This is a genomic window from Mesorhizobium subarcticum, from assembly GCF_055456085.1.
In genome coordinates, this window is sequence record NZ_CM144237.1 from 1,660,774 (window position 1) to 1,672,775 (window position 12,002).

Below are 12,002 nucleotides of genomic sequence, written 5' to 3' on the forward strand. Positions count from 1 at the left end.
ACGGACAGGCACAATGGCTACCGAAATCCGCGTCCCCACTCTCGGCGAATCCGTCACCGAGGCGACCGTCGGCAAATGGTTCAAGAAGGTTGGCGACGCCATTGCAGTCGACGAGCCTTTGGTCGAACTCGAAACCGACAAGGTGACGGTGGAGGTGCCCGCCGCCGCCGCCGGCACGCTGGGCGAAATCACCGTCAAGGAAGGCGAGACGGTCGGTGTCGGCGCGCTTCTCGGGTCGATCTCGGCCGGTGGCGCCGCTGCTCCGGCAACCAAGCCACAGGCGGTGTCGCAGGCATCGAGCCCCGACGCGGCGCACACGACCAAGCAGGCCGCGGCCGAGACCGCCAAGATCGCCGGTGATGCCGGCGCGGTCGAGCCGCGCGGCATGCCGCCGGCACCCGCCGCCGCCAAACTGATCGCCGAGAACAATCTGTCGGTCGACCAGGTCTCCGGCTCGGGCAAGCGCGGCCAAGTGCTGAAGGGCGACGTGCTCGACGCCATCTCCAAGGGCGCGCCGTCGCAGCCGGCCGAAACGCCGAGGGCCGCTCCGGCACCCGCACCGGTTTCTGTGCGGGCGCCGTCCTCGGGCGACGACGCCTCGCGCGAAGAGCGGGTGCGCATGACCAAGCTGCGCCAGACCATCGCGCGCCGTCTCAAGGAAGCGCAGTCGACCGCCGCCATGCTGACCACCTTCAACGAGGTCGACATGTCAGCGGTGATGGCGCTGAGGTCCAAATACAAGGACGTGTTCGAGAAGAAGCACGGCGTGAAGCTGGGCTTCATGGGCTTCTTCACCAAGGCTGTCACCCACGCCTTGAAGGAAATACCCTCGGTCAATGCCGAGATCGACGGCACCGACATCATCTTCAAGAACTACGCCCATATCGGCGTCGCCGTCGGCACCGAGAAGGGCCTCGTCGTGCCGGTCGTGCGCGATGCCGACCAGATGTCGATCGCCGAGATCGAGAAGGACATCGGCCGGCTGGGCATCGCCGCGCGTGACGGCAAACTGTCGGTGGCGGACATGCAGGGCGGCACGTTCACGATATCCAATGGCGGCGTCTATGGCTCGCTAATGTCGACGCCGATCCTCAACGCGCCGCAGTCGGGCATTCTGGGCATGCACAAGATCCAGGACCGGCCTGTCGTGGTCGGCGGCCAGATCGTGATCCGGCCGATGATGTATCTGGCGCTCAGCTATGACCACCGCATCGTCGACGGCAAGGAAGCCGTGACCTTCCTGGTGCGCGTCAAGGAAAGCCTGGAGGATCCGGAACGGCTGGTGCTTGATCTCTGAGGCTGGTCGAATGGCTGCTCGCGGCAGGGTCGGCCAATGATGGCCCGTTTGCTTGGGGCCAAACCGGTTGTGCTGGTGGCCGCAATGGTGTTGGCCACCGCAAATGCCCATGCCGCCTGCCCGATCGAACTCGCCGTCTATGGCGACGCGCAAAGCGGCAGCGAGATCGATTTTACGCCGACCGGCACGTCGGCTGTTGTCACCAACAGTTTCCGCATGATCCTCGACAACAATGTGGTGCTGAACGGCATTGTGATGTGGAGCTCGGGTGAAGCGCGGCCGAACGGTTCCTTGATGTACAAATGCCCGGAGGGCGACGTCACCGGCGGCGAGCTTGCCGCCTGCACCCTATGGAACGGTGTAATCTATACATCGAATGACAAGGGCGCGATCGGGCTCTTGCCGGCGCAGGGCGTCGATGCGCCGAAGACACTGATCCTTCCCGACCTTGGGCCGTCATTGCGGCATTCGCTGGCCTATGGCGGCAGCGGATTCTCGAAGGTGCCGTCGGATGTGTTTACGCTGAAGGGATGCCAGGAATGAGCGAAGCGCAAAAGGTGCTGCTGGTCACTGGCGGCAGCCGCGGCATCGGCGCCGCTGTCTGCCGGCAGGGGTCCAAGGCGGGCTATCGCCTGGCAATCAATTTTGCCTCGAACCAGGCAGCCGCCGACGCGCTGGTCGCCGAGATCAAGGCTGACGGCGGCGACGCTTTCGCGGTCAAGGGCGATGTCGGCAGCGAGGCCGACATCCTGGCCATTTTCGAGGCGGTGGACCGCACCTGGGGCCGGCTCGACGCCTTCGTCAACAATGCCGGCATCGTCGACGCCAAGGCGCGGGTCGACGAGATGAGCGCGGCACGGCTCGAACGCATGATGCGCATCAATGTCGTAGGCTCCATCCTGAGCGCCCGCGAAGCGGTCAAGCGCATGTCGACGCGTCACGGGGGTTCGGGCGGATCGATCGTCAACCTCTCTTCGGCAGCAGCGGTGCTGGGCGCGCCGGACAATTATGTCGACTATGCCGCCTCCAAGGGTGCCATCGACACGTTCACCATCGGGCTTGCCCGCGAGGTCGCCGCCGAAGGCATCCGCGTCAACGCGGTGCGGCCGGGCATCATCGACACCGACATCCATGCTTCCGGCGGGCAGCCGGACCGGGTGGCGCTGATCCAGGACTCGCTGCCGATGAAAAGAGCCGGCACCGCTGATGAAGTCGCTGGCGCGATTCTCTATCTTCTATCCGACGCCGCATCCTATACGACAGGCGCGATCCTGAATGTCAGCGGCGGCCGCTGAGCGCCAAGCAAAGGGAAACAAACATGGCTTATGACGTCGTTATCATCGGATCGGGACCCGGCGGCTATGTCTGTGCCATCAAGGCGGCACAGCTTGGTTTGAAGGTCGCGGTGGTCGAGAAGAACGCGACCTTCGGCGGCACCTGCCTCAACATCGGCTGCATCCCGTCCAAGGCACTGCTTTACGCCTCCGAAATGTTCGCCGAGGCCGGCCATTCCTTCGATACGCTCGGCGTCGAGATCGCGGCACCCAAGCTCAACCTCAAGAAGATGATGGCGCACAAGGACGCGACGGTGTCGTCCAATGTCAACGGCGTCGCCTTCCTGTTCAAGAAGAACAAGATCGACCCCTTCCGCGGCACCGGCAAGGTGGTGGCGGCGGGCAAGGTCTCGGTCACCTCAGAAGACGGCAAGGTCGAGGAGATCGAAACCAAGAACATCGTCATTGCCACCGGGTCCGATGTCGCCGGCATTCCCGGCGTCAAGGTCGACATCGATGAGAAGGTGATTGTCTCGTCAACCGGCGCGCTGTCGCTGGAGAAGGTGCCCGGTCATCTGGTGGTGGTCGGCGGCGGCGTCATCGGTCTGGAGCTCGGCTCGGTGTGGGCGCGGCTCGGCGCCAAGGTCACCGTGGTCGAGTTCCTCGACACCATTTTGGGCGGCATGGACGGCGAGGTCTCCAAACAGTTCCAGCGCCTGCTCTCCAAGCAGGGTTTTGAGTTCAAGCTCGGCGCCAAGGTCACCGGCGTCGCCAAGGCCAAGAAGGGCGCGACTGTCACCTTCGAGCCGGTCAAGGGCGGCGCGGCCGAGACCATCGATGCCGACGTCGTGTTGATTTCGACCGGCCGTCGCGCTTTCTCCGACGGTCTCGGCTTGAAGGAAGCGGGCGTCGAGGTCGACGAGCGCGGCCGGGTCAAGACCGACGCCCATCTGCGGACCAACGTGCCCGGCATCTACGCCATCGGCGATGTCATCGCCGGACCGATGCTGGCGCACAAGGCCGAGGACGAGGGCGTGGCTGTCGCCGAAACCATTGCCGGCCAGGCCGGCCATGTGAATTACGATGTCATTCCGAGCGTCGTCTACACCAGCCCGGAAATCGCCTCTGTCGGCAAGACCGAGGAAGAGCTGAAGAAAGCCGGCATCGACTACAAGGTCGGCAAATTCCCGTTCAGCGCCAATGGCCGCGCGCGCGCCATGCTGCACACCGACGGCTTCGTCAAGATCCTCGCCGACAAGGCGAGCGATCGCGTGCTCGGCGTCCACATTGTCGGCTTCGGCGCCGGCGAGATGATCCACGAGGCGGCGGTGCTGATGGAGTTCGGCGGCTCGTCGGAAGACCTCGCCCGCACCACCCACGCGCATCCGACGATGTCGGAAGCGGTCAAGGAAGCGGCGCTGGCCACATTCTTCAAGCCGATCCACATCTGAAAGGCCCATTATAAACTCTACTCCGGAGGCCATCTGGCGCGGTTTTCTGCGCTTCCCACAGCGCCGCGCGTCCTTTTGGACGCGCAAAGGACGCTGTGGCACTTCTTTGATTGCGCATGATCCCTTTCCGAAAATCAGGATCGATTTTTGGGGTCATGCGCTGCTCACGGACTTGAATGTCCGCTCCGCTCCGGTTCTCGAAAGCCACGACAGCTGACTCACCGGAGCGAGTTTCTAAAGGGCCTTTCGCCTGGTTGCCCCGAAAACAAAACGGCCCGCCTTTCAGCGGGCCGTTTGTATTTGATGTCGAGCCGATCAGTTGGCCGGTGCAGGCGCGGGTGCCGGAGCTGGCGCCGGTGCCGGGGCAGGAGCCGGGGCTGGTGCAGGCGCCGGAGCGGGTGCCGGAGCTGGGGCCGGCGTAGCGGGCTTCATCGGTTCAGCCGGTGCTGGCGCTGGGGCCGGTGTGCTGGCCGCCGGCGGTTCGGCAGGTGCCGGATGCTCGCCGCTTCTTCCGAAAACATAGTACGCGACAATTGCCAGGATCACGACGACCAGGGCAATCAGCCAGGGGCTACCGCCGCCGCCGCTTGTTGGCCTGTCGTTCGATGGATTTGCCATAAAAGTTCCCTCCGTGGATAAAAATGATCAATCAACAGCCATCAACGCGCAAGCATTGAATGGGTTTCACGCTAGGGAAGGAAAACGCCGAAAACGCGGCGTTGACCCCTTCCGCCGTCGCCGACTCAATTGACGGCGGTGACAGTATAGCCGGCTTTGCGAAAATCCTCGACCAGTCCCTGCGGACCGGGAAGGTGCAGCGCGCCGACCGCCATGAAGGCATTGCCCTTCGCCAGGATCGGCTCGGCATGATCGACCATCACCTTGTTGCGGCTGGTGATCATGGTTTCCTCGAAGGCCGCGTAGCCCGCGGGATCGTTCTGCTCTTCCGGCATGGCGGCGCGAAACAATGGCCAGAACATGCCGGTGTCGCCGCGCTGGTAGAGCAGGATCATGGTCTCGTTGATGTCGTTGACCTTGTCGCCCAGCTTCAGCGTGTCGACCAGGCCCTTCATGTGGAAGGCAAGCGGCAGCGAGGCCATGGCGCGCAACTGGCTCTCGGCGGTTTCCAAACCCTCCACCGGCTTGCCGGCGGCCTTGGCGCCCTCAGCCAGCTTGACGTCGAGCACCGGCGCGCCGCCCGACTGGCGGGCGAGTTCGCAGGCCGGCAGCGCCATCATCGCCGACAGCATCCAGGGCTTCATCTTGGCAACGGTTGCCGGCGGGATGCCGCGCGCATCGAGCGCTGCATTCATGGCCGCCGCCTCGTCCGGCGTCAGCAAGGACGACAGCGTGGTGGAGTCGGTGAACATCATCAGATCCGGCTCCTTCAGCATCGCCGCCATCATCTTCTGCTTGTCGAGCACGTCGGTGGTTTCGATGATGATGGTGCCGGCGGCGTCAAAAGCCTTCTGCGCGACCGGCGGCAGCGTGGTGACGCGCGGGTCGGTCATATGCATGGTGCCGAACAGGTAGGATGGTTTTTCACCGGACTTTTCCAGCTTCCAGAGCAGGCCCTTGCCGTTGAGCGTGGCGGCGGCTTCGGCTTCGATCTTGCTGTAGGTGGCAGGGTCGCTCTTCTGCAGGGCCGACAGCATGTCGGCACCGGTGCAGCTCGGGATTTCCGCATGCGCCTTGCCGGCCGCGAACAGCAGCACGGCGAGGAAGGACAGGAAAAACAGCACGTTGAGCGCGATAAGCAGCTTCAGCGACAGGGAAGCTGCACGGTCGGCGATGGCAATGACGCGTTTCATAGGCGTTTTCTAACGGTGAAAAGCGGCAAAACGGTTAATTGGCACCACGAAATTGAAGGATTTACGCCCTTGGATGGGCCGATTCATAGATTTCGAGCAGCCTTGCGGTGTCGACGCCGGTATAGATCTGCGTCGTCGACAGGCTGGCGTGACCCAAGAGTTCCTGGATGGTGCGCAGATCGCCGCCACGTCCGAGCAGATGCGTGGCGAAGGAGTGGCGCAGCGCGTGCGGCGTCGCGGTGTCGGGCAGGTTGAGGGCCGAGCGCAGTTTTGCCATGTCGCGCTGGATGATGGCCGGGTTGAGTGGGCCGCCGCGGGCGCCGCGAAACAACAGGCCTTTCGGATCGAGATGATAGGGACAGAGCCGGCGGTATTCGGCGATGGCCCTCAGCGCCACCGGCAGCACCGGCACCAGCCGCGTCTTGCCGCCCTTGCCGGTGACGCGCAGCACCGTATCGGCCTCCGATGCCAGGTCGGCGCCGGCGAGGCCAAGCGCTTCCGAAATGCGCAGGCCGGAGCCATAGAGCAGCGTCAGCACGGCGGCGTTGCGGGCGGCGATCCAGGGTTCTTCCGCCAGTTGGCCTTCCACTGACACAACATGTTTGGCATCACTTGCCGTCAGCGGTTTGGGCAGGGATTTGGGCTGGCGCGGCGCGCGAAGTGCTGCGGCACCCGCCGCATTGGCGAGACCGCGCCGTTCAAGGAAGCGCAGTAACGAGCGGATGCCGGCGAGACCCCTGCCAAGCGTGCGCGCACCGGCACCACCGTTGCGGCGCGCGGCCAGAAAGCCGCGCAGATCGGCCGGGCGCAGATTGGCGATATCCGAAATGCCGGGCGAGCCGCCGCAATGGCCGGTGAGGAAATGCAGGAACTGACGCGTGTCGCGCTCATAGGCCTCGACGGTTGCGGGCGACAGCCGGCGCTCGCGCGCGAGCATCTTCAGCCAGCTTTCGCGCGCCGCCTGGAGATCGGGCTTTGCCGGGATGAGGAATTCCTGCATGGCGGCATTTTCTTGTATTCGGGTTAGGAAGCGGTGAAGAGCCCGTCATTGAAATGACAACGAGCAATCATTGAAATGACGCCGGGCTGGGGTTAGAGCAGGGCCAAAGGATATCGAGCCCCATGAGCAAGCCGCAAAACCCCGTCCAGATGGCCGTGATCGGCGCAGCCCATGGCATCAAGGGCGAGCTCAGGGTGAAAACCTTCACCGGCGAGCCGATGGCGCTGGCCGACTATGGGCCGCTTTATGCCAGGGATGGCCGCGCCTTCCAGATAACAGACATCAGGCCCGCCAACACGGTCGTTGTGGTGCGCTTCAAGGGTGTTGCTGACCGCAATGCCGCCGAAGCGCTCGCCGGCACCGAGCTGTTCGTCGACCGGTCGATGCTGCCCGACGATGGCGAGGAAGATGAATTCTACCATGCCGATCTGATCGGACTGGAAATCCGCGACGAGACGGGCACTGCCATCGGCAAGGTGGTGGCGGTGCACAATTTCGGCGGCGGCGATATTCTCGATGTGACGCTTGCCGGCCGCAAGGGCGTGCTGATCCCGTTCACCCAGGCCGCCGTGCCGCAGGTGTCCATCGCCGAGGGTTTCGTCTGCGTCGACCCGGCGGCGGCCGGACTTGTCGAGGACGAGGATGGCGACGCACCGCGCGACGAAGATTTCGACCCGAAGGGCAGGCCGCGCGGACCACGCGACGCCGGGGGCAACCGGTGACGTTCAAGGCTTCGGTGCTGACGCTCTATCCCGAGATGTTTCCGGGTGCGCTCGGTGTGTCGCTGGCGGGCCGCGCGCTTGAGGCCGGCACATGGTCGCTGGAAGCAATCCAGATCCGCGACTTCGCCACCGACAAGCACCGCACCGTCGACGACACGCCGGCCGGCGGCGGCGCCGGCATGGTGATGCGCGCCGATGTGCTGGCCAAGGCGATCGACCACGCTTCGCCTGAAGGCGACGTGCGGCCGCGCTTGCTGATGAGCCCGCGTGGCAACCCGCTGACGCAGGCCCGCGTGCGCGAACTGGCGGCCGGGCCGGGCGCCGTTATCCTTTGCGGACGCTTCGAGGGCGTCGACCAGCGGGTGATCGACGCGCGAGGATTAGAGGAAGTCTCGATCGGCGATTACATCCTCTCGGGTGGCGAGCCGGCGGCGCTGGTGTTGCTCGACGCGGTGGTGCGGCTGCTGCCCGGCGTGATGGGCAATGCCGTGTCCGGTGAGGAAGAGAGCTTCGAGAACGGCCTGCTCGAACATCCGCACTACACTCGTCCGCAGGAATTCGAGGGCCGGGAGATTCCCGAAGTGCTGATCTCGGGCAATCACAAGAAGATCGCGGCATGGCGGCGAGCAGAGTCGGAAGCGCTGACGAGAGAGCGACGGCCGGATCTGCTCGGGGTTCAGCCCTTGCCGAAATAATAAAAAGCCAGAAACAGGCCGACCGCAATGACGAAGCCGCGCACCACGTTCTGCGGCACGCGCTTGGCGATCCACACACCGGCATAGCCGCCCAGCGCTCCGCCCGGGATCATGATGATCGCTTGCGGCCAGGCGACGACGCCGCCCGAGACGAAGACGATGATGGCGACAGCCGCGATGACCACGGCCAGCATGTTCTTCAGCGCATTCAGCCGGTGGTAGTCGCCGGCTTGGGTGAGGCCGAGCGTCGCCAGCATCATTACGCCCATGCCGGCGCCGAAGAAACCGCCATAGATGGCGGTGACGAACTGCGCCAGCGAACCGGCCAACGAGCCGACAGCCACGTCCTGTCCGGGCCTTGGCACCGGTTTCAGCCACGGCCCGGCGGCAAACAGGGCGGTTGCGGCCAGCAACAGCCATGGCACCAGGACGCGGAAGGACGGATTGTCGAGCGCCAGCAGGATGAGCGCGCCTGCCAATGCGCCTATCGCCGAGATCAGGCAGAGCAGTACGGCGCCGCGCCAGAAATGGCGGATGTCCCCCCAATAGGCGAGCGTCGAGGTGATGTAACCTGGAAATTGCGTGACCGAGGAGGTGGCGTTGGCGACGATCGGCGGTACGCCGACCAATGTCATGGCGCCGAAGGTGATGAAGGTGCCGCCGCCGGCGACCGCATTGGCGGCGCCTGACAGGAAGCCTGCCAGGAAAAGCAGGATGGCGTCGAAGACAGACATGGAATGCCGCCGCGGAAAACTGTGCTATGTCAGGCTTAGGGAGCCCTGACCACGCGCGCAACCCGGCACCGGAAGGTTGCGATGATGCCATGCCGGCAAAAAAGACTCCGGCTCGGGCGTGACAAAGCGGTGAAATAGCTGTATGTGCCCGCCCGTACCGGCCAGAAGAATCTGCCCGGACCCGTCAACAATGACGGTGTAGTCGCCCCTGCCCGATGTCTTCTCGACTAACGGCATAACCGAGCGGTCATTGGAACTGCAAGGCGAGCGTAGGGCGCTCTGACTGTCGAAGAACAAGAAGTGGACTATCAGATGGATATCATCCGTCAGCTCGAGGCCGAACAGGCCGCCAAGATCGAAGCCAAGCGCAAGCTTCCCGAATTCCAGCCCGGCGACACCGTGCGCGTCCAGGTCCGCGTGACCGAAGGCACCCGCACCCGCGTCCAGGCCTATGAGGGCGTCGTCATCGCCCGCGCCGGTTCCGGCTTCCAGGAAAATTTCACCGTCCGCAAGATCTCCTACGGCGAAGGCGTCGAGCGCGTGTTCCCGGTCTACTCGCCGATGGTCGAGGGCGTCGAGATCGTGCGTCGCGGCAAGGTGCGTCGCGCCAAGCTCTATTATCTGCGCGATCGTCGCGGCAAGTCGGCCCGCATTTCGGAAAACACCGGCGTGCGCGCCCGCAAGCTAAACGATGAGGAGCGCGATGCGCTGAACGCCGAGAAGGCCCGCATCGAGGCTGAGAAGGTCGCTGCTGTCCAGGCGCTGGCCGCCGAGACGGCCGCCAAGGAAGCCGCCGAGAAGAAGGCCGCCGCCGAGGCCGAAGCAGCTGCCAAGGCTGCTGCCGAAGCAACTCCCGCCGAATAAGATTTCGGAAATTCCATTCAAAAAGGCGGCTTCGGCCGCCTTTTTTCGGTTCACCGGACTGTGAACGCTTTCAGCCCCGGAAACAGAATCCGGGTGTTGACGGCATATTATCTTGTGTACTAAATAATCGTGCACAAGATAATTGGAGATTTGATATGGCACTCTACACGACACAGGCTCACGTCACCGGCGGCCGCGCCGGCCATGGCGAGACCAGCGACGGCCTGCTCAAGGTCGACCTGGCTATGCCCAAGGAACTCGGCGGGCCGGGTGGCGCCACCAATCCCGAGCAGCTTTTCGCCATCGGCTATGCCGCTTGCTTTGAAAGCGCTGTCCGCTTCATCGCGCGCAAACAGAAACTGCCGCTCACGGACGCCGGGGTGACCTCTACCGTCAGCCTGCTCCCCAATGGCGAGGGCTTCAAGCTCGGTGTTGCGCTCGCGGTGGAAACAAAAGGCCTTGATCAGGCAGCTGCCGACGCGCTTGTATCGGCGGCGCATCAGGTTTGCCCCTATTCCAACGCGATCAAGGGCAATATCGACGTGGCGCTTTCGGTAAAGGCGGCATGACGACAAAAGTCGAAACGAAAGCCAAGGATGTCCCGGCGGAGGCCGCCGGGACTTTCCCCATGCCGCGGCTCGATCAGCAGCTGTGCTTCGCGCTTTATTCGGCGAGCGGGCTGATGACCAAGGTTTACCGCCCGCTGCTCGAGCCGCTTGGCCTGACCTATCCGCAATATCTGGTGATGCTGGCGCTGTGGGAGCGCGCGCCGAGCACGATCGGTGCGCTTGGCGAGGCGCTGGGCCTGGATTCCGCGACACTGACGCCGCTGCTCAAGCGGATGGAGGCGGGCGGCCTCGTCAGCCGCCGGCGCGACGCCGCCGATGAGCGCCGGGTGCTGGTCGAGCCGACGGCCAAAGGGCAGGCCCTGCGCGCCCATATCAAGGACGTATCCGCGGGCCTTGCCTGCGCCATGCCGCTCGAAGCTGAAGAGCTGAAGTCGCTGCACCGCACCTTGACCGGGTTCGTCGCGAAGTTGCGTAGCGCTGCGTCAACATCCTGACCCGTTGTTTGACGGTTTCCCCGGTGTCGGGGAGAGGCCTATTTGGCCTTAGCGGGATCACGGAATGAATGCCGGCCGCGACGGTTTCTAAAACCTCGCCGGCTGAAGGCATTGGAATCCGCTTTCGCCTGACGTAGAGCATCGGACCGGCTTGCAAGGCGTCTGCGGACGGCTAAAGTCGGCGCCGGATTTTCCTGTAATCCCATCTGGGCGCTTTCAATTTTCGGGAGTGTATCATGACCAAAACGAAACTGCTGCTGGCCGGCCTGCTTGCGCTTGTCCTGGCGCCCGTCGCCGCCTGGGCGGCCGATGCGCTGCCCGATCTCGGCGGCAAGAAGGTGGTGGTGGTGACGGAGAACGCCTATCCGCCGTTGCAGTTCATCGATGCCAAGTCGGGCAAACAGATCGGCTGGGAATATGATGCGATGAACGAGATCGCCAAGCGGCTGAATTTCAAGGTCGAGTACCAGAACACCTCCTGGGACGCGATGATCCAGGCGGTTTCCGACAACCAGTACAACATCGGCATGACCGGCATCACCATAAAGGACGACCGCAAGCAGAAGGTGGATTTCTCCGACCCCTATATGCGCTCGGAGCAGTTCATGCTGGTGCGCGGCGACGAAAGCCGCTTCACCGACGCCAAGACCTTCGGCGCCTTCAAGGACGGGCTGATCGGCGCGCAGGCCGGTACGACGCCGTTCTACACCGCGGTCTACAGCGTGCTCGACGGCAATGAGCAGAATCCGCGCATCAAGCTGTTCGAGACCTTCGGCGCCACGGTGCAGGCATTGAAGTCGGGTGACGTGGATGTCGTGCTCACCGACGGCACCGCCGGCAAGGGCTATGTCGACGCTTCCGCGGGCAAGCTGAAGCTGATCGGCGGACCGCTCGGTAGCGAGGATTTTGGATTCATCTTCCCGAAGGGGTCGGACCTGGTGAAGCCGGTCAACGCCGCGATCGCGGCGCTGAAGGCGGACGGTACGCTCGATGCGCTGAACAAGAAGTGGTTTCTTGATTACAAGATGGGGCAGTAGTTTCATTGGCGCGCGTGCTTGATGACGATGGTGCGCCGCAAATCGTGCTGACCC

General features: G+C 63.9%; 13 protein-coding genes. 10 read left to right on the forward strand and 3 right to left on the reverse strand.

From position 1 onward, the window contains the following. Positions 1 to 13 precede the first annotated feature (13 nt). The 4 genes from odhB to lpdA are packed head-to-tail and all read left to right on the forward strand — an operon-like array spanning position 14 to position 4,022. Positions 14 to 1,297, forward strand: coding sequence for a 2-oxoglutarate dehydrogenase complex dihydrolipoyllysine-residue succinyltransferase (gene odhB, locus ACZYHG_RS08010; RefSeq protein WP_464613322.1), 1,284 nt, complete (start codon positions 14 to 16; stop codon positions 1,295 to 1,297). Between the two features lie 39 nt (positions 1,298 to 1,336). Beyond that, positions 1,337 to 1,840: a hypothetical protein gene (locus ACZYHG_RS08015; RefSeq protein WP_464614641.1), complete on the forward strand. Its 504-nt coding sequence runs from the start codon at positions 1,337 to 1,339 to the stop codon at positions 1,838 to 1,840. Continuing rightward, the gene (locus ACZYHG_RS08020) at positions 1,837 to 2,592 is read left to right on the forward strand and encodes an SDR family oxidoreductase (RefSeq protein WP_464613323.1); all 756 of its coding nucleotides are present in this window, start codon (positions 1,837 to 1,839) and stop codon (positions 2,590 to 2,592) included. The genes ACZYHG_RS08015 and ACZYHG_RS08020 overlap by 4 nt, the downstream gene beginning before the upstream one ends. A gap of 23 nt (positions 2,593 to 2,615) precedes the next feature. Continuing rightward, positions 2,616 to 4,022 carry a dihydrolipoyl dehydrogenase gene (lpdA, locus tag ACZYHG_RS08025; protein WP_464613324.1) on the forward strand — a complete coding sequence of 469 codons (1,407 nt, stop codon included), beginning with the start codon at positions 2,616 to 2,618 and terminating at the stop codon, positions 4,020 to 4,022. A 743-nt stretch (positions 4,023 to 4,765) separates the two neighbouring features. Here the strand turns inward: lpdA and ACZYHG_RS08030 are convergent. Both ACZYHG_RS08030 and ACZYHG_RS08035 read right to left on the reverse strand, forming a co-directional pair. Next, positions 4,766 to 5,833, reverse strand: a complete 1,068-nt coding sequence (locus tag ACZYHG_RS08030; RefSeq protein WP_464613325.1) for a TraB/GumN family protein — start codon at positions 5,831 to 5,833, stop codon at positions 4,766 to 4,768. A 61-nt stretch (positions 5,834 to 5,894) separates the two neighbouring features. Further along, entirely contained in the window at positions 5,895 to 6,833 is a 939-nt protein-coding gene (locus ACZYHG_RS08035) for a tyrosine recombinase XerC (RefSeq protein ID WP_464613326.1), read from the reverse strand. Positions 6,834 to 6,955: 122 nt separating this feature from the next. On the opposite strand from ACZYHG_RS08035, the gene rimM reads away from it, so the two are divergent. Further along, a complete protein-coding gene (rimM, locus tag ACZYHG_RS08040) occupies positions 6,956 to 7,555 on the forward strand; it encodes a ribosome maturation factor RimM (protein ID WP_464613327.1) in 600 nt (199 codons plus the stop codon). After that, on the forward strand, positions 7,552 to 8,250 hold the full coding sequence (trmD, locus tag ACZYHG_RS08045) for a tRNA (guanosine(37)-N1)-methyltransferase TrmD (RefSeq protein ID WP_464613328.1): 699 nt from the start codon (positions 7,552 to 7,554) through the stop codon (positions 8,248 to 8,250). Before rimM ends, trmD begins: the two co-directional genes overlap by 4 nt. On the opposite strand, the gene ACZYHG_RS08050 is transcribed toward trmD, so the two are convergent. After that, entirely contained in the window at positions 8,232 to 8,984 is a 753-nt protein-coding gene (locus ACZYHG_RS08050; protein WP_464613329.1) for a sulfite exporter TauE/SafE family protein, read from the reverse strand. The genes trmD and ACZYHG_RS08050 overlap by 19 nt on opposite strands. Before the next feature lie 312 nt (positions 8,985 to 9,296). Between ACZYHG_RS08050 and rplS the strand changes: the two genes are divergently transcribed. The 4 genes from rplS (at position 9,297) to ACZYHG_RS08070 (ending at position 11,948) form a co-directional block, all read left to right on the forward strand. After that, positions 9,297 to 9,848: a 50S ribosomal protein L19 gene (rplS, locus tag ACZYHG_RS08055; protein ID WP_027031900.1), complete on the forward strand. Its 552-nt coding sequence runs from the start codon at positions 9,297 to 9,299 to the stop codon at positions 9,846 to 9,848. Positions 9,849 to 10,003: 155 nt separating this feature from the next. Then, positions 10,004 to 10,417 (forward strand): organic hydroperoxide resistance protein, encoded by a 414-nt coding sequence (locus ACZYHG_RS08060; protein WP_027031899.1) that lies wholly within the window; start codon positions 10,004 to 10,006, stop codon positions 10,415 to 10,417. Next, positions 10,414 to 10,911 (forward strand): MarR family winged helix-turn-helix transcriptional regulator, encoded by a 498-nt coding sequence (locus tag ACZYHG_RS08065; RefSeq protein WP_464613330.1) that lies wholly within the window; start codon positions 10,414 to 10,416, stop codon positions 10,909 to 10,911. Before ACZYHG_RS08060 ends, ACZYHG_RS08065 begins: the two co-directional genes overlap by 4 nt. 236 nt (positions 10,912 to 11,147) lie before the next feature. Further along, complete coding sequence (locus ACZYHG_RS08070) at positions 11,148 to 11,948, forward strand: transporter substrate-binding domain-containing protein (RefSeq protein ID WP_464613331.1); 801 nt, start codon at positions 11,148 to 11,150, stop codon at positions 11,946 to 11,948. The last annotated feature ends 54 nt before the right edge of the window (positions 11,949 to 12,002 follow it).

Coding starts and splice junctions, on each gene's coding strand:
- odhB (WP_464613322.1), top strand. CDS start 14: ATGGCTACCGAAATCCGCGTCCCCACTCTCGGCGAATCCGTCACCGAG.
- ACZYHG_RS08015 (WP_464614641.1), top strand. CDS start 1,337: ATGGCCCGTTTGCTTGGGGCCAAACCGGTTGTGCTGGTGGCCGCAATG.
- ACZYHG_RS08020 (WP_464613323.1), top strand. CDS start 1,837: ATGAGCGAAGCGCAAAAGGTGCTGCTGGTCACTGGCGGCAGCCGCGGC.
- lpdA (WP_464613324.1), top strand. CDS start 2,616: ATGGCTTATGACGTCGTTATCATCGGATCGGGACCCGGCGGCTATGTC.
- ACZYHG_RS08030 (WP_464613325.1), bottom strand. CDS start 5,833: ATGAAACGCGTCATTGCCATCGCCGACCGTGCAGCTTCCCTGTCGCTG.
- ACZYHG_RS08035 (WP_464613326.1), bottom strand. CDS start 6,833: ATGCAGGAATTCCTCATCCCGGCAAAGCCCGATCTCCAGGCGGCGCGC.
- rimM (WP_464613327.1), top strand. CDS start 6,956: ATGAGCAAGCCGCAAAACCCCGTCCAGATGGCCGTGATCGGCGCAGCC.
- ACZYHG_RS08050 (WP_464613329.1), bottom strand. CDS start 8,984: ATGTCTGTCTTCGACGCCATCCTGCTTTTCCTGGCAGGCTTCCTGTCA.
- rplS (WP_027031900.1), top strand. CDS start 9,297: ATGGATATCATCCGTCAGCTCGAGGCCGAACAGGCCGCCAAGATCGAA.
- ACZYHG_RS08060 (WP_027031899.1), top strand. CDS start 10,004: ATGGCACTCTACACGACACAGGCTCACGTCACCGGCGGCCGCGCCGGC.
- ACZYHG_RS08065 (WP_464613330.1), top strand. CDS start 10,414: ATGACGACAAAAGTCGAAACGAAAGCCAAGGATGTCCCGGCGGAGGCC.
- ACZYHG_RS08070 (WP_464613331.1), top strand. CDS start 11,148: ATGACCAAAACGAAACTGCTGCTGGCCGGCCTGCTTGCGCTTGTCCTG.